The following is a 19214-nucleotide window of genomic DNA, read 5'->3' as shown; positions in this document are numbered from 1 at the left end:
CTATCACCATGAATTCATGCATCTTTTGTTACGTGGATATTGTTTTATTTCTATCACATACCATACAGTGGGAGTAGAAACAAATGAAGATTAACAAGGTATATCAAGTATCTCCAATTTATGTCTTCTTTTTAATACATAGTGCACAATTTGGAGATGGTGTACTGGGGTTTGCTAGAATTGTCGCAAAAAAAGCCGGATACGATGCTTGGATTGGAGTCGTACTGGCGGGTATTTTCTTGCATATTTTAATGTGGATGATGTATCGTATGCTGTCTTGGGTTAAAGGAAGTATTTTAGAACTCCAGACGTATATGTTTGGCAGGTTTATCGGAACAGGTTTGAACCTAGTATTTCTTGTTTATTTTTTGATGGTAAGTGTCTCTATCTTACGAACTTATATTGAAATCGTCCAAGTATGGATGTTTCCTACTGCTTCTACCCTTATACTTGCCATTATTTTGTCTGTTTTAGTGTATTACATTATTTCATCAGGATTTCAAGTGATGACCGCCGTCTGTATTGTCTCTATTTCTATATCTATATTATATGCAATTCTCTGTGTATACTGCGTGATGGTATATGGACATTGGGATGGTTTTTCACCTATTTTGAATCATTCTTACTTGGATATTGCGGATGCGATGCAAAAATCTATTTATACGATGGCAGGTTCTGAAATTATTCTTATGATTTATCCTTTTCTTCATACTCCTAAAAAATCTCATAAATTTGCACAATATGGTCTGCTGTTTTCAAACTTGTTATATGTTTTGACTATTATTTCGGCATTAGCCTGTTTTAGTGAAAAACAACTGTCACACCTCATTTGGTCCCAACTGTCGCTTTCTCAAGTGATTACTTTTCCTTTTCTACAAAGATTTGAATACCTGATGGTATCAGCGTATGCATGGCAGATGGTTACGAGTATGGTTTTACCTCTTTGGGCCTGTACACGGGGTATCCGAGAAATAGCGAGGATTCGTCAAAAATATACGTTACTGATTTTATTAAGCATGAATAGTATAATTGTCTGTTTGCTGCAAAATCGACATACCATTAATACATTTATTACACAAACTGCTCGTTTTACATTTTATTTAATCTATATCTATATTCCTATACTCTTTTTGTTATTTTGTTTAAAAGTACAGTATCAAAATAAGGAGAATACATTATAAGTATTCTCCTTATTTTGGAATATCCTAAAAATGGTATGTACATTCCCATCGGTGTATACAAAAATCATTACGTATGATAGAAATCAAGGAGACGGGTGTGATGCACATTATATGCACCCTTTATTCTACATATAAACCAATTGCGGCAACAATCGCTTCAGAAGCGTATTCCCATTTTCCATCTGTTAGGGCTCCTAATTGTTGGCCAATTTGTGATAAAAGATCTGGCGTAATAGGAACACCAAAATATTGAGCAATAATTGCACCGATAGGTGCGGTAATTTTCGTCCATCCCCCACGATCAATTTTAATTTCTAAATTTTTGATTTCTCCATTTTCTTTTACAAATCGATAATAGACTTGATCATCTAGACGATAACTCAAATGATGCGAAATTTGGCCATTCACGACAGTTTGATTGTCCTTTTTAGAAATATAAGCTGGCTTTACATTGAATTCATGATCAAATACTTTTAATTTTTTTATTTCCGGACCTAACAAAGCTGCTTGTACCGCTTTATCTAAATTATTCATAGGAATAGCATCTAGACTTTGCGTTTGTTTAATAAAGTTTGATGAAAATACATAGGTTGCTTGTACTTGTTGCGGAGCCGTTTCTTTTTCTGCGGCATATACGAATGTAGATGAGCTGATTACTAATATTGCTGCTAAAGCTGTTGCACTCATAAGTTTATACTGTTTCATACGTATAGTCCTCCCTTTCCTTCTCGCTCGCGAAATGTATCAAATCGTGTCATATATAAGGATTTGATATATCGTATCACGACAGAAAGCAAATTAAAAGTTAAAGTTCAGAAATTTTAGTGTTTTATAAAAAATCATATTCTTTCGCTTAGTTTACTAAATATTAAATCAAATTGATTTGTATGTACCATGTCTGTAAAAAAGAGAAAATAAACAATGGTACATTCTTTTAAACGTTTATTCAGCCATTTCTTGTTGGAATATGTCTATTATAAACCTTACCTGGAGGACGTTCTTTTGTTGTTGTTTTAGCATGTTTAATTCCAACAACCTGTTCTTCATAGATAAATGTTCCGTTCCACCATTAAGTATCAAAAAATAACTCGACACAAAAGTGACGAGTTATTTTTGATTGTATTTTAGGTATAGAAACTATAATTTAAAGATATTCATTGTAATATATCGAACAAAATCATAGGATTGTTTCTGATATGAACTAGATAAATAAACAATCCTATTTGTCATCTTATAGGGGAGCTGTATATTGATGATACGCAGTTCCTTGATATTGCCTAAATTGATTATAAAAATCTAATTTTCTTTCTTGTACCCATCTTCCTGGAAAAACTTCCTTTTGCTTCATATAGGTTTGAATGATCCATCCTTGCAAAGAATCTGGGCGTATCAGATACTTCTCCCCAATATGAGGCGGTAATGCAACTGGGGCTGGTGCATCCATGGCACCTGGTGGTGCTAATCGGTAATATACGTTTCCATTCTGTTGAAACATATCTTGTAACTGCAAAAAGGTCGTTCCCATATATAGATATTCATCGTGTGTACTATATGTACGTTGCACCTGTCTCTGATCAGCTTGCGCAGACATACATGGTAGAGAATATATGGCTAACAAAATGAACAAACTACTACACCATTTTATTCTTTTATTCATAAGAACCCTCCTATATTTTTCATTATGTAATGATTCAAAATGGAATATCGTTTATTAGATTACATGTTTTACCTTATGCAGAACAGGTAATGGAACAAATAGTAGGATGATTTAGAGCAAACTCTATGTGAATCATATAAAACGAGTAAAAAAGATGCAATCCGTTGAAGTTGAGAAATAAATGTATAAAAAGTCGAGAATACGAAAAAACAGTATGGACATACCCCATACTGTACAAAAATAACGAATCTATCTTTTCTATTCTATTGTGACAAGCCCCTGATATCCGCCTGGTCGATTGTCATAACTATATACATATAAATAATATTTTCCGGGTTGTGCCGTATAGGTTTCAAATAATCGTTGTCCTTGAAACTTGGCATACGCTACTGGATTTTTTAAGTTTTTTTCGTGGTATAGGACCCAATTCATTTGAATCTGATGTTGATTGATTACCGCAATAGCCAATTTGTTTGGTAATTGCACATTTAATTGATAAATATCTAAGGAATTATTTGCATCAAAGTGACCTATAAAATTTGTTCGAAAAGGTAGTGGAGTTGCCTCCTGAATGGATTCATTTGGTTCCTTGGATTCTACTATATTATTCGCAATACCTTGAAAAACAATCTCACATTCTATTTGATTATTGGTATTGACTCGGTAATTTGTAAAATAGGCGGTCATTGTTTTATAGCCATTCCAAGGTTTCGTCGATAACTGCGCTAGTATTGTATCTAAAACCGTATTTAGATTTCTCCAATCGGACTCGGCACCTGCTGTTTTCTTTCCTGTGTACGTACCTCGTAAGGTAAACGTATGAAAGAAGTCAGATGTTTGCTCTGTCGTATTCGCATGTTGAAGCGGTATAATTTGGGTGATTTCTTTTTGCACATCTGCCAAAGGCTTCGCTGTTGGCTGTTGTAAATATTCATCTGAAACAGCTGGATCGGTATATTCATTCTGATAATCAATTAACAGCTGCATATAGTTTTGATACGCCACATTGAGTGTTAGATCCTTACTGACTGTTGTACGGTATTGATCATATTGTATCACTTGATTATTTTGTATGATATGGTGCAATTGAGACAATAAATCCCATCGATTTGCATATAGATAGGACTGCAAGGCAAACGCATAATTATAGAATTCCCAATTTCCATATGTGGCGTATAAGGTCTGCTGCAAGGTGTATCGATTCAAAGGATTCACTGCTAACTGTTGAACGATTGTTTTTCTGGGTACAACTTGATGGGTACGGGTAGATCCAGCAAAAAATTCTGCACTACCTTCTTCGAACCAAGTTAAACGCTCATTTTCATAGAGCTTCCCTTCACCAAATAACCCTGGAACGAGATAACGTCCTTGCAGATAGTGTGTATATTCATGACGAAATAACTCTTCTAAACTATAGATACTATCCTGTGGTGTTCGCTCATACGTAAAGAAGGTTCCATCTTGTTCAATATACATCCCACCATTATTCGTGTCATACCCATATAATAAACGATTCAATCGATATTCTTCTGGATTATTATAAATCACCATAGTCAAAATATCATCGCGATGCCCTTGCTCTAATGGCGTATCCGACCCCACTACACGATAAAATTGGGATTGGACTTCTTTAGACGCCCAATAGAGTCTTTGGGCTTTCTCCGCCGTTACTTGTTGGCCCGTTCGAATGATCATAGATCCGTTATCAAATGTGTAAGCTTTCGGTATATATTTTTTCTTCCCTGCTTCTTGGATTTGCTTGTACGAAATCAGATTTCCTGTATAATCTTTTCCATTATTATATACATATATCCCTAAATAATATTTGTATATAATAATGAATAGCATCAATTGTTGAGAGAGAAACGAGCAATGGTGTGGTAGGTTATGTAGTCATTCTAAAATAAACCATACTTTTTTAGCATGGTTTATTTTAGAGGTCCCTATCACTTTAAAATGCTGATTCAGGTGTTTCTATATGTACCCATACATAGAACGTATCGATAATGGAAGAATCTCCTTCCCATGAGCGCCACTTTTTCAATTGGAGCTTCGTGACACCAGGTTTGATGGCTTTAAACTGAAATTTGTGAATGCCAGGTTCCCCTATTGTCCCGTCTCCCGTATTATTAGGTTGAAAATGTTCACCTACTAAAGGAATTTGGTGATTTATATTTGTTGTTGTCCAGCGATAGCCGGTCGTTGGATTTTCAGCAAGGGAAAGAGAAAGGAATTGTCCTGTAGATATGTGAAAATGTTCCCCGTAGTTTTCTTGTGTAATAATAGTAGGGCGTTTCAATTCCTTTTTGTACGGTAAACTTGTTTCTGCTTTTACTGTATTGGAAAGCGTACCTCCAAATCCTACTGCCAAAGTAATTCCTAGTACGCCACAAATTACCTTTTTATATGTACCCATCATATATCTCCTGTCTATTTTTGTTTGATACGAAATATATTTATGCTCCTAGTTTAGGCAAATAAAATTGAATGTTAGATCCGGTAGTGTTGCTTTGTAACCCCCCTTTATAAGCCCATGCCCAAGGTTTCGTTTCCTCCTGATTGTATGTATTGAAGGTGCCATTTTCAAATGCATACACATCGTAATTTGTGCCATAATAATTTAGCTTCGCATGGAATTTTATACCTTGAAAATGATGTTGAAATTTAGAATTTGATGTAAATACGATCACATTGTAACGATTTTTTGCAAAAATAAATGTCTGATCTGTCATTTCTCTAGTTATATTTTGAAATGTAGTATGTTGTAATAAACCATTCATTTTTTCAGCTATCCCTAACGTGTCTACTGATACTGTTAGATTCCATTTCATCATCGTGGATTGTGTTTGACCGGATTCTGATGAATGGGAGCTCCATTCATTTGCGAGAGGTTGCATGTAGCTCTGCTTGTCTGCACTTGCATGGAGTGGTATCATTCCTAAGCTACTCCCTCCGATTGCACCTGCTACTAAAAGACTCGTTATGTTTTTGAATACTTTCATGAAAAACATCCCCCTTAATTTTGGTAATGAAAGAACAGGTTTAGTATATAAGAAAAAAGTGGTGATTTATATAATGAGTAGGTTGAGAAATATAGATGATCAACTATTTATCTTGTTAATTGTTTGGTACAGTTGGGTATAGATAAAAAGATTTATGTAGCGCTACGATAATCAATGTATCATGAAAATGTTTTTTTAAGGTTATTTCCTATTAATCTCATAGCCGTTGTAGTTCTCATTTATATATTTATATATTAATATAACAATATTACGATTAATACTTATAATATTTTACATATTAAAAGCTACGCTGATTCGTTAATTCTAGTCCTCAGATTATTCTATTTAGCACATTTCACTTACAGTGTATCGACATTAAAAATTTGCCACAAACAATCTCTATAATAATTTCTCAATGCATAACAGTTCATAAGTCAGAGAGGGTATTTATAGAATAATGAGAGTACATTCTACATCTTAATAGTTATTATAGTGAATGGAATAGTCCACATGACACTTTATTTTTAAACGAACTTACTTATTGTTTACTAGTTATATATAGAAAAATAAAAAGAAATGAGGAAATGTATAATGCCGATGAACAACATCAATTTAAAAGGTATCCAAAATGCTTTAACATCTTTAAAAAGTCCTTGGATAGCTGGCGAAGCAGCTATTTCCTTACTTACAACCGATAAGAAAAAATTACGATTAGGTGTAACACCTCCTCCACATGAACAAAGTCTTGAAGATCTAGAACATTATGTAAAAGGTATGAAACAGTCTATCCAACAACAAGTATTACAAGCTGACGGGTCTCCTACAAAATATGATTGGCGTAATGTTGATGGGAAAAATTTCATTACACCTATTAAAGACCAAAAAAATTGTGGCTCTTGCGTCTCTTTTGGAGCTCTTGCAACGCTAGAAAGCCGATGGCGTATACAAGACAATAATCCAAATAAAGAAGTTGATTTGAGTGAGGCACAATTATTTTTTTGTTACGGCTATAATGAAGGGCGTAATTGTAATAATGGATGGTGGCCTGCAAATGCGTACGAGATTTTACGGACCAAAGGTTGTAGATGAATCCTGTTATAGTTATAGCACAGGATTAGCAAAATAAAATTGTAGTGGATTATGTTCCGATGCCAACAACAGACTCGTAAAAATCACTGGATATACGGATTTAACGCAAAAACCTGCCGCGATTAAGCAATGGATTGCAACAAAAGGACCTGTGAGTGCTTGTTTTAATGTATATGAAGATTTTTATTACTATCAAGGTGGCGTCTATCAACATATAACAGGAGCCAGTCTCGGCGGACATTGTGTTACGATTATTGGATATGATGATCAACAAGGGTGCTGGATTTGCAAAAATAGTTGGGGTAAACAATGGGGAGAAAAAGGATTTTTCCGAATTGCTTACGGAGAGTGCGGTATTGATAGTTGGGCAAATCATGGGGTCGATGGAATTATAACAAATCAGCAATCAAATGAAGATTTCATTACAGGATTATGGGCACATGCTACAGAACGCAATGCATGGATTTATTTAAAAAATACATGCCGGTAATGATACCATCTTTTTGTCTATGTTAACACAACTAATCACAGCAAAAGCATCCGGATATACAGTACAATTTACAGAAAGCAACCAAGTGCTAATGGATATTTCTGTTTTTTCTAGTCAGGAAAATCAAACACGACCAGAACAACCTTCGTTTGAAAGACAAATAGCTTATCCAACACAATTACCACCTACTGCATCAAATAAAATGATTGATAGTAACGATACTCCTATAAAACAAGATAATGTAAAAGTTGATGCTGTACGAGCTACCGCACAAAGTACAGGATCCTTGATGCAATCAGGTGATACATGGAAAAATTTGCTCAGTACGCCAATCAGTTCTGGTGTGGCATTATCTATGCTAGCATCGCATGCATGCGAACACCAAAGAACTGTGAATTATACAGAAAGTAATGGAACTGTGAATGAAATGTATGTTTGGTGAAGCTTGCATCGTCATTATTACAGAATAAAATGAGTAAGCACCTTTTTTATCCATAGTTAACAATTCACATATCGAACTTCTATCATTCACACTAGGGATAGCAGGAGGTAGTCATATATTATGTCGCATAGTCACCCCGTAGTTATATTGACACAAAAGGATCAAGGAAAAGCTATCAGCCTTCCTATAGGTCAACTATTTTCTATACAATTAATAGAAAACCCCACTACAGGATATCGTTGGACTGTCTGTAACATATCAGGCGTCCATGTACTTGCAGAAACATTTCACCTTAACAGTATAAGCGAAGGGGGAAGTGGACATGGGGGAATACGCATATTTCAATTTCAATCCATACATGCCGGCAAGCATAGACTTCAATTCAAGCACTGGCGTGAAGGGCAAGGAGACTCTTTGATTATAGGGACATTTCAAGTGTATGTACATGTTATATAAACACTGGATTTCATATACACATGCATGTGAAATGAACTCTTCTTAAACGGTTTACTGTGTGATACATGCTAGGATGTATCACACAGCAGGCGTACAATGTTATCATTATGCGCCTTATCCTATTGGGAGACTCTGTTGTAAAGTGAAAAGACGATCAAAATTGTTCAAAATTACATCTCTAATTTTGCAAAGATACAACGTTGGGGTGCTGTTTTCTTTGTATTATTTATTGTGTTGCTTCCATACGCCATGATTTTTATAATAGGTGTTCCGTCCATTCATAAAATCAGCCGTATGACCAGGAATCCTATATTTTTTATTCTTTTTTCTCACTTTCTTTTCCAAGCGCCTTTCTTCTCGCATCACTTGGACATCCGCTTTCCATTCTTTAATTGCATTCTTTTTACTCCGCATTATATATAAACCCCTTTATTGCGCGCACATACACAAAAAGCACCCCTATCATGCAGGTTCTTTCCTAGAATGCAAAAAATAACTCTTACTTTACTTTTTTCAATTATTATCATAGCGAATTAGCATGATAAAGCCTAGAAATTCTTCAACATATAGCATTTCTATTTTGTCCAAGAAACAGACAAAATGTTAGCGTCCGATTTATATAATAAAAAGGAATATTGCATTGCACATTTTTGATACTGTAGTTTCATTGCATTGGACTTAATAAACGAGAAAAAATAGGTCATGTTGATAGATGGACTGAATTGTTTTAATTCCTTTTGTAGAGGTAGTAGGTGTTTCTCAAGTCAATGCATCTAATTTATTGTGTGTACCTGCAGAAAAAGCACCTGTCGTTACAACCAATAATGCATACGAATTGGTTGTAACGACCAAACATTCTCGCTGCCAGTTCATTTGTGGCGCTGATATTCTATTGTAAGACGTTTTAAATTAAGTTGAATAGCAAAACGAATAAATCGATTACTAACCGTTTATAAAGGTTTTAGATACCTTTAAATATAATAGGTGTTTTTCGTAGGTGAAATACAACTCCACATACACTGTATGCTCCTTATTTCGATTGATTATCCTCTGAATCAGCGGAGGGGGGTTACCTTTGTATCGCTCTATCTTCAGTGACCTTACCCATTTATATTTATAAAATATCGTATTAAGATTCATGCTAATTAGACATAGCGGTTCGTAATCAAGTTCCATATCATGAAACAAGCAACATCAATACCATTGAGAATTATTATTTTTTAAAATGAAACTCGCTTATTTTTATACATAAAAAGTCTCCCCGTTATTTAGTCTTGTCTATACAAAGTCGATATTTTTTATGATTCACAACGGTTCTATCATATGGAAAGTCGCCACCCATAGCGGTTACAATTTCAATTAATAGGGATCGTTCATACTTTTTGATCACGATACCAGTAATCTCCATACCATCTCTTTCAAATACGATTGTTTCTCCTATTTTCGCTTGCATAACAAACCTCCTTTAAATTTTTAATTTATATATTTGAATATAATAAAACGATTATCTCCTCTTGTAAACATAATCCGAATTTTCTCAATTAAAATTTGGATACATGTTATAAAAGAATAAGATGCTCTATGAGTTATTTGTTTCGAAAATTGTAAAAATAGCTATTTTAGCACCGGAATTAGTTTCATAAACAAAATATGTTTCTTTTGTTATCATAAAGAAAAAGAAAAATAGGGGAGAATGGAAGATGAATGCAAAAGAAACGAGAATTCAAATTATAAATATACAAGAACAGCATTGCCGTGGATGTGAATATCTATTCGGCTCCTATCGACATTGCATTGCAAATTGTAAATGGGGGAAAGAAGTATACCAGTTAGGAAAGCATTTGTCTGGGGAGGAAAATATGAGAGCAAAGAATGCAGAATGGAAATGGGATCAATTGTGTGAGGATACGGTTCAGTTACGGAATACAGGAATGGGATATGTGGAAATTGCAAAACGGTTAAAATGTCGCGCCAGTAGTTTACGTGAGCATTTGAAAAAGCGTGGACTATATGAATGATGTATCAACGATGTTATAAGAATATGGATGGTATTTAAAAGTGCATAAAAAGCTTACAATGTTAGCATGCGGTATTTTTGCTCATCTGCCAGTTCTTATTGAGAGACATGCTAGTGGGTATGGAAAGAAGTAAATTTGCTTCAATAAGATGAACATAAGCCGTATACTAGCCAAACGAAGCCAAAACCTGAGCTTAGGTTTTGGCTTCGCAACATATAATGCATGCAAACTTAGGTATTATTTTTTTATATTAATTTTTCCAATAGTATTAAATTCATCATCAGGTTGTAAGGAACGAATTAGTTCCTTACAACCTAAAATTTTCCGATCTTTCAATTCAAAAATCGCTATGATTTCTACGACACCACTATTCCCATTTTTCTTCTTTACATGAATCTCATATCTTAGCGTTGCTGTTTGCTTCTCTTCATCAAATAAAAAATCATAAAAAGGAGACAATTCTAGTGTGTCTACTATACTTTTTAAAGTTTCCATGTGAGTATGAAACCCTTGTATATTCACCTCGGTACCATCCGTAACTTGCATATATTGGTCACTAAAATACTCTGATATTTTATCTAACTTCAAATCTAAAATAACATCTTGATACACTTGTTTTAGAAATGTATAACCTTGTTCTTTATGCAACATGATCAATCCTTCCATATTTCGTTTGTCCATGCATTTCAAAAGGGGATAATAATATCTAATCTTACTTCATCAAATGTATTAAATAGATGATAGTGGTTCTCTGTTTTTTGATGAAGTTTTTCATAAATGGAGGCTAATTTGCTTGAGAATAACATAGAATTTGTTAGATGTTTTTATAAAAAACCCCCCTTTATTTATAATTTGTATGAAATGAACCCAGTTTATTATATTAGAAAAAACATATTGTCCTTATAGCTAAATGATTGAGAAATAAAGATGTCTTGTAATCTATATGTAACAACTTTTTATTACATATAGGGTGCATGGCGCTTAAAATGAATGTGTAAGATCTGGCATATTCCGAAGGGATAAACGTTTTAGGAGCAATGTAATTACAGACCAGTAGATATTCGAGGGTAATAAAAATAACTTTAAAATTCAGAATTTTTAATTTGTTTTTTCTCAACATTTGAATTAAAATAAACCTATATTCTATCATTCTCACAGAAGGGATTAAAAAGAGATGAAAATGGTCTTATGTTCATTATTAGAAGAGTTGCTGCAAGACTATGAGAAACATCACTCACGTATGTATTTTATGTTCAAACAAGACGAAGGGGACTATGTTTTTACTGATGTGAATCAGGCATTATTACAAACTGTTCATCAACAAAGAACTGATTTTGTAGGACAAACCATAGATACTGCACCGCATCTTGGAAATGAAGCCACAAGGAAAAAATTAAAAAACATTTATCCATTAGCTTGGTCCGGAAAAAAAGTGATTTTTTACTGTTTTCCAGATCGTAATGTAGATATATTTGTAATCACATATCTTGAACCTCAATATGAAAAGGGAAAAGTGGTACAAGTGAGGGGGCGCTGTGCATCCTTTGATAAAAATGAATTTCATGATACGTTACAACATCTTGAAGAGTTTGTCACTTTTGAAATGGTACCTGAATAATTCACAGTAAGTTCCTTCTCCCATCACATATATCAGCTGTGTATGTGCGAAGTCATAGTGAGCGCGATTATTTTCTCAACAAAAATGTTAGGTACATATGATAGAATCAATCTAGATAGGAATTTTATGTATATTTGTCAGTATATCAAGAGATGTTATTAAAATTAAAGTGGTTATCAAGTCAAAGGAAGACACTCATGAGAGTGTTTTTCTTTTTCCAAAAATAATGAGTGCTAAGAAAAAGAGGGTTCTGTTGCAAAGTTAAAAAAAACATCAACCTGCTTACAAAATACGGTTGTAGTTTAAGCAGTTCTGAATAACTGCTGTAATTCCTTGTACGTTGAAAAAGAGAAGTCTGGAATGTGACTTCTCTTTTGTTTGTATATGGCATGAACCGTTTCGATTCCATTCAAGGTACGTGAAGCATGGCGAAGATTTTGAAATCCTGCGGATTTAACAAAACGTCGTTTGATATGTCTATGGTCTTGTTCGATGAGATTATTGAAATGCTTAACAGTACAATGTTTCGTATGCACATAAAAGCCATTATGTTTTAATTTTTTAAACGCACAAAGTAAAGCAGGAGCCTTGTCTGTTGTGAGAACCGTTGGTTCTCCAAAAGCTTTCACTAACCTTTTCATAAAACATATAGGCTGCTTGATGATCTCGCTTTTTGCGAAATTGAATATCCAATGTGTGACCTTCCTTATCAATCGCACGATAAAGATAACGCCACTTTCCCTTGACTTTGATATAGGTTTCATCTAAATGCCATACGGAATGTGCTGATTTATTTTTCTTCTTCCAAATTTGATAAATGATATTTCCATATTCATGGACCCAACGCATAATCGTTGTAGGATGAACTGAAACACCACGCTCTCTCAAAAGTTCAGATACGTCGCGATAGCTTAAAGAAAAACGACAATAGTAGCCGACGGCTACCAAGATAATGTCTCTCTCGAATTGTTTTCCTTTAAAATATCCCATATGTTATGCTCCTCATCTCATTTTTCTACAGTCTAGCTCAGCTCCAAAAACTTTGCAACGGAACCTCTTTCATTATATACATAGTAATATAACAAAGCTGACATTCACTTCTTATGTATAGAGGGCATTTTCTACATGTATTTTTAAAATATCCACTCTTCATTTACTATAATAAAAGAGGAAAAAATACATCTTTAAAAAATATATACATATACCTATGCTAAGGAGTGTGATGCCTTTGAAACAGTTTAAAGAAATTTTAGAAAAAGGGGCCATACCTATCGGCCAATCCGATATATTAGGAAAATCGCTGCGGCAATTTGATGAGATACAATATGAAAATGAAACATATCTTATTATTTGGCATCCCATTTATAATGAATTTGTCGGTTCTCATGAATCAGGGAATTGGATTTCTCATACTGATTTACATAAAGCTGTTTGGATCAGAAATTTAAAAGAAGCATTTGTTACGAAAAAATAAGAAAAGGTTCTAACAAAAAAGTTAGAACCTTTTCTACATACTTTCTAGGGATTTCGTAAAAACGAAAGTACATATAGTATACCATAAGTACAAAAACATTTATTTGAAAAGTTAGTAAACGCCTCTTATTATTAATCGTTAATCGCCGCTAACGCTTTATTTCATGATTTGGTTCTATTGTCACACAGATCACTGTTACCAAAATGTTTACTACAAATTTTTAAAAAAATGTACTGCACAATTGTATTGAATGATATTTTTCAGTCCACGACAGTAACTCTGGCGCTCCATCTACAAAAACATCCTATTTTTTCTTATTCCCCCTTTTCGAGGGGATGGGCAAAAACACCCATGTACCACTATTCGGGTTCACTTCAAAATATAACGTTTTTTTATGTATCATTTGAATTTGTAAATTACTCTATACGATAGCTTGATACATTATTTTCTGTGCAGTATTTCTTATCTTTCCCTTCCTTCTGTTTGATTTGCTTGGAATTCCATTTTCAAAGCAATACTATCTCCTTGGAACATATTTTGATCGTTTCCATTGTCTTCAAATATAAAATTCATCCAAAACCAATCCATTTTCCCAGGTTGTAACCCTCGTGATTCCGTCCACTTGGATGCAAATACTTTCTTTGAAACGATTTCTGGTCCTTGTTCTTTTAGTTCTGCAAGGGTTGTTTCATAAACAGGGCTCTTTTCTGGGGCCCAATCCCAAAGGAATTGTACTTTTATATGCTTACCAAAATCATCTGCCTGATTATTTTTTAGAACATCGTTTACCGTATAATCTATTTTCATCACAACATCTTGAATAGCTAACGTACCACTATTTTTTAAGTTGAATTTTTTTAATATTTTATCCCCTGGTTTCAACTGATTTAAATCCAATGAAGTAGTAGATTGCATAGCTAAATCTAATGTACCCGCCGTAAATGTGTTATTCGTTACCACTTGATCGCTAAAATAGGCATATGTTCCCCCACCGATGAAAGATAAACCAAGAGCGGCAGAAACCACTCCTACCCCTAATTTCTTTTTGAATGACATATTTTGTTCCTCCTATTCTATTTCTAATCTATGTAAGAACCCCTTGATATAGATATAGCACGAATAGAGAGAAGTTTATATGGAAAATCAAAACACAACATATTGAGAAAATTTTGTGGTCATCTAGCTTTCAGAAATGCATCGCTATACAAAGTTACGTGTATCCCTAACATCTTGTTTTTCATTCTTACTCTCTAATATAAAATACTTACCCACACAATTTTCTCATAAATACATGCTAGAACATGGCATATAACCCTTATGAAAGCTATTTTTATAAAGGTAGGGGGTGAAAAGATGAAGTTACAGAAGAAATCTCGATGGATTTTATTTGGTGCATTTCTATTATTACTACTAATAGGAGTGGGGTATTCTTCAATATTACGACAAGACAATCCAAAACCGATGAAGAACGCACTACCCGTACAAACACCAGAAACGTCGATTAAACATGCTGTTTTACAGGAATTATCGCAACAAAAAAAGACCCTAGGGGAAGAATCACAGATTACAGATACACAAGTGCAGGTGAATGTGAAGCGGTTATCCAACGATAAAAACTGGGCATTTGGATCTGTAGTGATATTGGCCCCCAATGTAACAGGCGCATTTCCAGAAGGAAAACTCTTTATTGCAAAACACGCTACTACAAATTGGCAAGTCGCTTTAGAAGGGATGGATTTGTTCAGCGAACTTTCACAACAAATTCCCGATGCAATGATGAGCGCGCAAGAAAAAAAGGCATTTTCTTTACTTGGGAATGCGCAGGCCCTATCACAGAATAGACCTGAACTTCGGTTACCCTACGAAAAAGGACAATCTTGGGTGATGTCTGGCGGTCCTCATGGATGGTCAGGATCAGATAGACCCTATAGTTCTCTTGATTTATATGGCGGAGACCAACGCGTGTTAGCTGCGGGAGATGGCATCGCTTACACCATGTGCGCAAATAACAGAGGTTGGATCCGTATCTATCATAAAAATGGATATGCCACGGATTACTATCATTTGTGGAATAATATGATACCAAATGGTCAGCCAGTCCAAGAAGGAACCTTTTTAGGGGATACGGGGACGGATGTATCGTGTGGTGGATATGCAAGTGGTCGCCATGTGCATTTTTCCCTCTTGCAGGGCAATACGCGTATCCCTTTACATGGAAAAGAACTAGGTGGCTGGGTATTCTTTGAAACCTCTCCTTATAATGGCTATGCGATGCATGGGAGTACAATGAGATATACAGGCAATACTTTGTATAATTACGGAAAACTTCTGGCGAATCAAGGAATTGTAGATGCGAATGGAGGGCGTACAGTAAACCTTCGTACAGGCCCTGGTACGAACTATTCGGTTGTAGGTTCTCTTCATGATGGAGAGGTTGTAACGGTTTCTTGTACCGTAAATGGGGCGACATTTACTGGTCGTAAGGGGAGCACAAATAGATGGAATCAACTCACAAATGGGTATTGGATGAGTGACGCCTATCTGTATACAGGTACGGATGATGCGATAGCTTCTTCTTGTAACAAGTAGCGCATCCTATATGTATGTAAAATGAAAAATTGAGAGGTTCTCTTACATGGAATAGCCTCCCATTCGGATGATTCCAATCATTATTTTTATTAAGATAGAACCCAGAATCTCTTCTTATACAACAAACAGAAGGTCCTTTGGTATACGCCTCTGTTTGTTGTATGTATAAAGATTCTAAATTCCATAGCTAGCATACAAGTTTATAAAAAATAAAGTTCTATTTTCTATTACTTATGTTAGGAATCTTTATATTTAACGAATAGATGCGCCATTTGGTATAGCATGTTTCATCCACTGAGGAAGCATAGCTGCCTCTGAATGAAAAGCATACTTGTTCAAGATAGACGGACTCGTAATCCAGCGTTTCATTGGTTTTCCAGTCGCATCTTTATCAAGAAAATAGAGGAACGAATCCTTTTCAAATCGTACTAATCCCATATCCGGATCAATACTTCTTCCATTTGGAATCGTATGTAAGCTTTGAAATTCTAATACCCCATCCCAATTTTTAAAAATACGATTATACGTATCTGAATCTGTAATGTAACGTTTCATGCCTCTATCCACTAAATAGATGGCTGGTTTTCCTACTTCCTTTACACGATAGCCATTATAGACATATTGGTCATTTTGTAGAAATTCTTGGTTCATAGCAGTCATTTTTTCTTGACCAGCTGCATGGGCTTGCGGTGCAACAATGATACTGCAGCCAATCAAGGCAGCTAATGTAAATTTTGATAACCCTTTCATCATCTTTTCCACGCCTTTCATTTTTAATTGTAGCATGCAGGCAGACATGTAAGACATTCTCAGAAGTTCTTTCCACGCTGTCTATTATAATAAGAGCGTTATCATTTTTTATGTAGAAATACAGGGAATCTATTGAGAAAATAAATAGGCATATTTCTAATCCTATATGTTCGTTTGTCTACAAAATATGAATACATACTCGTACACCATCTGTTACTGCTGAATATGAAAAGGACGAATTGTATCTATGTTTTATCAATAGCTTAAGCCCTGTTTATAATTCAGTGGGGCTTATATTTTGCAATGTTATATTCCGAAGTTCTATATTTTTACATATTTTCCCGCTTTTTTATACAGAAAATTTCTAGTATTTTATAAGTAAGCTGTTATGTAACTTATTTTGTAAGAGTAGGAAACAAAATAAGTTTTTTAGAGAGACTTTCTATAGAAGGTCTCTTTTTTTCTTTCTCATCTATGCTTCAAGAAGGAAAATACAGGAGTATCGTTAAATACTAATAGTGGTGTCATACACCATTTTTAAAAACCATCGAAGACAAACCGAATGTATCATTTAAATGAAGAAGGAGCGGTCCGATGGAATTAGAACAAGTTGTGCGCAAATATGAAACAGATTTATTACGTTTACCTTATGTTGTAGGAGTAGGAATGGGATTTGTACAAGGAAAAGAAGTGATTCAAGCAAATAATTAAATTCTATGGGGTTCAAACCGGTAAGATTGCGACCGAATAGAGCGCAGGTGATGCCAATTAAAAATATAATTTATTTTATCATTTAGTACGGTACAAAAAAGATATGTCAAGAATTAAGTATTCCAAATTGTTTTTTTGTAACAATAAGAACCGTACAATTAAAAATGAAATTTACACAAGATACAAAATGTTAAACTCGTAAAAACCAGTGATATCATGCGGTTTCCTTTGATATTACTGGTTTTTTTCGCTATAAAATGAAAAGAAAAAGATTGTAAGTTTAACAAATTATAGTTATAGTTAAACTAAGTTTTACATATTATAGCTTACAACAGAGTTTTAGGAGGTCATGTTTTATGACGAAAGGGGGACGAAAACCTGGGGCAAAAGAGCCAATTCGTTCAATAGAAAAAATTGAAGAAATGAAAGATTGGCTGTTGCAAAATTCCTCATATCGAAATTATTTTTTATTTTATTTTGGAATTAACACAGGTTTACGCATTAGTGACATTTTACGATTGCGTGTAAAAGATGTTCGAGGGAAGCATGTTATAAAAATTAAAATGGAAAAAACAGATACAACGGTAGAAGTATATTTCAATACGGTTTTACAACAAGAGATTGCGAAATATACAAGTAACATGGCAGATTCCGATTGGTTATTCCCAAGTCGTCAAGGAGATAAGCCAATTACAAGACAAATGGCTCATACGTTTTTGCATAAAGCGGCACAGGCTTGTGGTATTGATTCGGAGCATTGGGGAACACATAGTATGCGGAAAACGTTTGGCTATCAGTATTATAAAAAAATGAAAGATGTGTATTATTTGATGAAATTATTTGGTCATGCGACGCAGAGACAAACACTACAATACATTGGTGTAGAAGCTGATGAAATCCGTAAAACAATGGAGGATTTCACACTATAGAGTAAGGGGGATAACAAATGGAGTCTGTTGAGTTTGAAGTATTAAAGCAATGTGGATCACCAACGGTTTATTTTTGTGAACATGAGATGAAACATAGTTGTTTGATTGCAATTCCATCCTGGAATTGGAGTTTCTTAATGGATTATGCGATTGATTTTAAAGATGAAAAACCAATGTTAATGAAAGCATTAGAGAAGTATGTTTCTTATCATCTTGTGGAGAATGTTGCAGATGCATTTTATGACTATGTATTTAGCAAATTTAATTAAGATTTTCATAAGGGGGAGCATAATGAATTTTAAAGGGGCTGTAAGTAGCTTTTTAGTAATGGGATTACTATTTTCGGGATGTTCAGCAATTCAAAATCCAAATCATGCAAAACAAACAAGTGGATCACAAGATATTGCACAAGTTATAGAGTTTCCATCAAATAAATATCCAGAAACCGCGGCACATATTAAAGATGCGATTGCAAATGGCAAGACAGATATTTGTACAATTGATCGGGATGGAGCCGCTGAAAGAAGAAAACAGTCTTTAGCAAATGTACCAACGAAAAAAGGGTATGATCGGGATGAATACCCTATGGCCATGTGTAAGGAAGGCGGAAAAGGTGCTGATATTAGGCATATAAAACCAGCTGATAATCGTGGTGCCGGTTCGTACATTGGGAATAAAGTGGAGAAACTACCAGACGGTGCAAAAGTGAAAATTGTTGTGAAATAAGGAGTATGGAGCTATGTATATACATAGCTTTTTAATTTGTCGAAAAAATACGAAATAAAAAAACAAAAATCAGTTGATTATA

Annotated in this window: 24 protein-coding genes; 13 read left to right on the top strand and 11 right to left on the bottom strand. The window is 34.5% G+C overall.

Annotated features, from left to right (window positions below; translation table 11 throughout):
• Positions 1-83: 83 nt before the first annotated feature.
• On the top strand, positions 84-1181 hold the full coding sequence (locus tag PDL00_RS29725; RefSeq protein ID WP_270733203.1) for a GerAB/ArcD/ProY family transporter: 1098 nt from the start codon (positions 84-86) through the stop codon (positions 1179-1181).
• A gap of 120 nt (positions 1182-1301) precedes the next feature.
• On the opposite strand, the gene PDL00_RS29720 is transcribed toward PDL00_RS29725, so the two are convergent.
• The 5 genes from PDL00_RS29720 to PDL00_RS29700 form a co-directional block, all read right to left on the bottom strand.
• A complete protein-coding gene (locus tag PDL00_RS29720) occupies positions 1302-1886 on the bottom strand; it encodes a methyltransferase (protein WP_270733202.1) in 585 nt (194 codons plus the stop codon).
• Positions 1887-2412: 526 nt separating this feature from the next.
• The gene (locus tag PDL00_RS29715; protein ID WP_270733200.1) at positions 2413-2838 is read right to left on the bottom strand and encodes a hypothetical protein; all 426 of its coding nucleotides are present in this window, start codon (positions 2836-2838) and stop codon (positions 2413-2415) included.
• A gap of 258 nt (positions 2839-3096) precedes the next feature.
• Complete coding sequence (locus tag PDL00_RS29710; protein WP_270733226.1) at positions 3097-4686, bottom strand: collagenase; 1590 nt, start codon at positions 4684-4686, stop codon at positions 3097-3099.
• A 103-nt stretch (positions 4687-4789) separates the two neighbouring features.
• Positions 4790-5254 carry a protease inhibitor I42 family protein gene (locus PDL00_RS29705; RefSeq protein ID WP_270733199.1) on the bottom strand — a complete coding sequence of 155 codons (465 nt, stop codon included), beginning with the start codon at positions 5252-5254 and terminating at the stop codon, positions 4790-4792.
• Between the two features lie 40 nt (positions 5255-5294).
• A complete protein-coding gene (locus PDL00_RS29700; protein ID WP_270733197.1) occupies positions 5295-5840 on the bottom strand; it encodes a hypothetical protein in 546 nt (181 codons plus the stop codon).
• Between the two features lie 467 nt (positions 5841-6307).
• Between PDL00_RS29700 and PDL00_RS34940 the strand changes: the two genes are divergently transcribed.
• The 5 genes from PDL00_RS34940 (at position 6308) to PDL00_RS34935 (ending at position 8317) form a co-directional block, all read left to right on the top strand.
• A complete protein-coding gene (locus PDL00_RS34940; protein ID WP_442868352.1) occupies positions 6308-6538 on the top strand; it encodes a PRD domain-containing protein in 231 nt (76 codons plus the stop codon).
• The gene (locus PDL00_RS29695; protein WP_270733195.1) at positions 6432-6929 is read left to right on the top strand and encodes a C1 family peptidase; all 498 of its coding nucleotides are present in this window, start codon (positions 6432-6434) and stop codon (positions 6927-6929) included. The genes PDL00_RS34940 and PDL00_RS29695 overlap by 107 nt, the downstream gene beginning before the upstream one ends.
• A gap of 82 nt (positions 6930-7011) precedes the next feature.
• The gene (locus tag PDL00_RS29690) at positions 7012-7419 is read left to right on the top strand and encodes a C1 family peptidase (RefSeq protein ID WP_333563549.1); all 408 of its coding nucleotides are present in this window, start codon (positions 7012-7014) and stop codon (positions 7417-7419) included.
• Between the two features lie 13 nt (positions 7420-7432).
• Complete coding sequence (locus PDL00_RS29685; protein WP_270733194.1) at positions 7433-7861, top strand: hypothetical protein; 429 nt, start codon at positions 7433-7435, stop codon at positions 7859-7861.
• Positions 7862-7981: 120 nt separating this feature from the next.
• Positions 7982-8317 (top strand): protease inhibitor I42 family protein, encoded by a 336-nt coding sequence (locus tag PDL00_RS34935; protein ID WP_442868351.1) that lies wholly within the window; start codon positions 7982-7984, stop codon positions 8315-8317.
• 222 nt (positions 8318-8539) lie between these two features.
• Here the strand turns inward: PDL00_RS34935 and PDL00_RS29680 are convergent, their stop codons facing one another.
• Together PDL00_RS29680 and PDL00_RS29675 are read right to left on the bottom strand one after the other, a co-directional pair.
• Positions 8540-8731 (bottom strand): hypothetical protein, encoded by a 192-nt coding sequence (locus tag PDL00_RS29680; RefSeq protein ID WP_270733193.1) that lies wholly within the window; start codon positions 8729-8731, stop codon positions 8540-8542.
• An 850-nt stretch (positions 8732-9581) separates the two neighbouring features.
• The gene (locus tag PDL00_RS29675) at positions 9582-9770 is read right to left on the bottom strand and encodes a DUF2187 family protein (protein ID WP_100910694.1); all 189 of its coding nucleotides are present in this window, start codon (positions 9768-9770) and stop codon (positions 9582-9584) included.
• A gap of 247 nt (positions 9771-10017) precedes the next feature.
• On the opposite strand from PDL00_RS29675, the gene PDL00_RS29670 reads away from it, so the two are divergent.
• Positions 10018-10335 (top strand): hypothetical protein, encoded by a 318-nt coding sequence (locus PDL00_RS29670; RefSeq protein ID WP_270733191.1) that lies wholly within the window; start codon positions 10018-10020, stop codon positions 10333-10335.
• A gap of 237 nt (positions 10336-10572) precedes the next feature.
• On the opposite strand, the gene PDL00_RS29665 is transcribed toward PDL00_RS29670, so the two are convergent.
• Positions 10573-10986 carry a nuclear transport factor 2 family protein gene (locus PDL00_RS29665; protein ID WP_270733189.1) on the bottom strand — a complete coding sequence of 138 codons (414 nt, stop codon included), beginning with the start codon at positions 10984-10986 and terminating at the stop codon, positions 10573-10575.
• Positions 10987-11509: 523 nt separating this feature from the next.
• On the opposite strand from PDL00_RS29665, the gene PDL00_RS29660 reads away from it, so the two are divergent.
• Positions 11510-11953: a hypothetical protein gene (locus PDL00_RS29660; protein WP_270733187.1), complete on the top strand. Its 444-nt coding sequence runs from the start codon at positions 11510-11512 to the stop codon at positions 11951-11953.
• Between the two features lie 302 nt (positions 11954-12255).
• On the opposite strand, the gene PDL00_RS29655 is transcribed toward PDL00_RS29660, so the two are convergent.
• Positions 12256-12943 (bottom strand): IS6 family transposase gene (locus PDL00_RS29655; RefSeq protein ID WP_270733185.1). Its coding sequence is split into 2 segments (ribosomal slippage): positions 12256-12600 and positions 12602-12943, totalling 687 coding nucleotides; the frame shifts between segments, so codons are not numbered across the junction.
• Between the two features lie 232 nt (positions 12944-13175).
• Between PDL00_RS29655 and PDL00_RS29650 the strand changes: the two genes are divergently transcribed.
• Complete coding sequence (locus tag PDL00_RS29650; RefSeq protein WP_031303061.1) at positions 13176-13427, top strand: hypothetical protein; 252 nt, start codon at positions 13176-13178, stop codon at positions 13425-13427.
• 462 nt (positions 13428-13889) lie between these two features.
• Here the strand turns inward: PDL00_RS29650 and PDL00_RS29645 are convergent, their stop codons facing one another.
• On the bottom strand, positions 13890-14483 hold the full coding sequence (locus tag PDL00_RS29645) for a TasA family protein (RefSeq protein WP_270733183.1): 594 nt from the start codon (positions 14481-14483) through the stop codon (positions 13890-13892).
• A 297-nt stretch (positions 14484-14780) separates the two neighbouring features.
• On the opposite strand from PDL00_RS29645, the gene PDL00_RS29640 reads away from it, so the two are divergent.
• On the top strand, positions 14781-16016 hold the full coding sequence (locus PDL00_RS29640) for a M23 family metallopeptidase (RefSeq protein ID WP_270733182.1): 1236 nt from the start codon (positions 14781-14783) through the stop codon (positions 16014-16016).
• Positions 16017-16268: 252 nt separating this feature from the next.
• Here the strand turns inward: PDL00_RS29640 and PDL00_RS29635 are convergent, their stop codons facing one another.
• Complete coding sequence (locus PDL00_RS29635; protein ID WP_270733181.1) at positions 16269-16769, bottom strand: hypothetical protein; 501 nt, start codon at positions 16767-16769, stop codon at positions 16269-16271.
• A gap of 1064 nt (positions 16770-17833) precedes the next feature.
• On the opposite strand from PDL00_RS29635, the gene PDL00_RS29630 reads away from it, so the two are divergent.
• Genes PDL00_RS29630 through PDL00_RS29620 form a run of 3 tightly spaced genes read left to right on the top strand, consistent with a single transcriptional unit; the run spans position 17834 to position 19132 of the window.
• Complete coding sequence (locus tag PDL00_RS29630; RefSeq protein WP_016123529.1) at positions 17834-18406, top strand: tyrosine-type recombinase/integrase; 573 nt, start codon at positions 17834-17836, stop codon at positions 18404-18406.
• A 17-nt stretch (positions 18407-18423) separates the two neighbouring features.
• Positions 18424-18675, top strand: a complete 252-nt coding sequence (locus PDL00_RS29625; RefSeq protein WP_270733180.1) for a YueH family protein — start codon at positions 18424-18426, stop codon at positions 18673-18675.
• 22 nt (positions 18676-18697) lie between these two features.
• Positions 18698-19132 (top strand): NucA/NucB deoxyribonuclease domain-containing protein, encoded by a 435-nt coding sequence (locus tag PDL00_RS29620; RefSeq protein WP_270733178.1) that lies wholly within the window; start codon positions 18698-18700, stop codon positions 19130-19132.
• Positions 19133-19214 lie beyond the last annotated feature (82 nt).

It is taken from the genome of Bacillus cereus group sp. TH152-1LC, from assembly GCF_027710505.1.
In the GTDB taxonomy this organism is placed as follows: domain Bacteria; phylum Bacillota; class Bacilli; order Bacillales; family Bacillaceae_G; genus Bacillus_A; species Bacillus_A mobilis.
This window is presented reverse-complemented; position numbering and strand designations above follow the sequence as displayed.

What these genes read in the sequence shown, in the direction of transcription:
- PDL00_RS29725 (WP_270733203.1), top strand. Translation starts at nt 84, where the DNA reads ATGAAGATTAACAAGGTATATCAAGTATCTCCAATTTATGTCTTCTTT.
- PDL00_RS29720 (WP_270733202.1), bottom strand. Translation starts at nt 1,886, where the DNA reads ATGAAACAGTATAAACTTATGAGTGCAACAGCTTTAGCAGCAATATTA.
- PDL00_RS29715 (WP_270733200.1), bottom strand. Translation starts at nt 2,838, where the DNA reads ATGAATAAAAGAATAAAATGGTGTAGTAGTTTGTTCATTTTGTTAGCC.
- PDL00_RS29710 (WP_270733226.1), bottom strand. Translation starts at nt 4,686, where the DNA reads ATGCTATTCATTATTATATACAAATATTATTTAGGGATATATGTATAT.
- PDL00_RS29705 (WP_270733199.1), bottom strand. Translation starts at nt 5,254, where the DNA reads ATGGGTACATATAAAAAGGTAATTTGTGGCGTACTAGGAATTACTTTG.
- PDL00_RS29700 (WP_270733197.1), bottom strand. Translation starts at nt 5,840, where the DNA reads ATGAAAGTATTCAAAAACATAACGAGTCTTTTAGTAGCAGGTGCAATC.
- PDL00_RS29695 (WP_270733195.1), top strand. Translation starts at nt 6,432, where the DNA reads ATGCCGATGAACAACATCAATTTAAAAGGTATCCAAAATGCTTTAACA.
- PDL00_RS34935 (WP_442868351.1), top strand. Translation starts at nt 7,982, where the DNA reads ATGTCGCATAGTCACCCCGTAGTTATATTGACACAAAAGGATCAAGGA.
- PDL00_RS29680 (WP_270733193.1), bottom strand. Translation starts at nt 8,731, where the DNA reads ATGCGGAGTAAAAAGAATGCAATTAAAGAATGGAAAGCGGATGTCCAA.
- PDL00_RS29675 (WP_100910694.1), bottom strand. Translation starts at nt 9,770, where the DNA reads ATGCAAGCGAAAATAGGAGAAACAATCGTATTTGAAAGAGATGGTATG.
- PDL00_RS29670 (WP_270733191.1), top strand. Translation starts at nt 10,018, where the DNA reads ATGAATGCAAAAGAAACGAGAATTCAAATTATAAATATACAAGAACAG.
- PDL00_RS29665 (WP_270733189.1), bottom strand. Translation starts at nt 10,986, where the DNA reads ATGTTGCATAAAGAACAAGGTTATACATTTCTAAAACAAGTGTATCAA.
- PDL00_RS29660 (WP_270733187.1), top strand. Translation starts at nt 11,510, where the DNA reads ATGAAAATGGTCTTATGTTCATTATTAGAAGAGTTGCTGCAAGACTAT.
- PDL00_RS29650 (WP_031303061.1), top strand. Translation starts at nt 13,176, where the DNA reads ATGCCTTTGAAACAGTTTAAAGAAATTTTAGAAAAAGGGGCCATACCT.
- PDL00_RS29645 (WP_270733183.1), bottom strand. Translation starts at nt 14,483, where the DNA reads ATGTCATTCAAAAAGAAATTAGGGGTAGGAGTGGTTTCTGCCGCTCTT.
- PDL00_RS29640 (WP_270733182.1), top strand. Translation starts at nt 14,781, where the DNA reads ATGAAGTTACAGAAGAAATCTCGATGGATTTTATTTGGTGCATTTCTA.
- PDL00_RS29635 (WP_270733181.1), bottom strand. Translation starts at nt 16,769, where the DNA reads ATGATGAAAGGGTTATCAAAATTTACATTAGCTGCCTTGATTGGCTGC.
- PDL00_RS29630 (WP_016123529.1), top strand. Translation starts at nt 17,834, where the DNA reads ATGACGAAAGGGGGACGAAAACCTGGGGCAAAAGAGCCAATTCGTTCA.
- PDL00_RS29625 (WP_270733180.1), top strand. Translation starts at nt 18,424, where the DNA reads ATGGAGTCTGTTGAGTTTGAAGTATTAAAGCAATGTGGATCACCAACG.
- PDL00_RS29620 (WP_270733178.1), top strand. Translation starts at nt 18,698, where the DNA reads ATGAATTTTAAAGGGGCTGTAAGTAGCTTTTTAGTAATGGGATTACTA.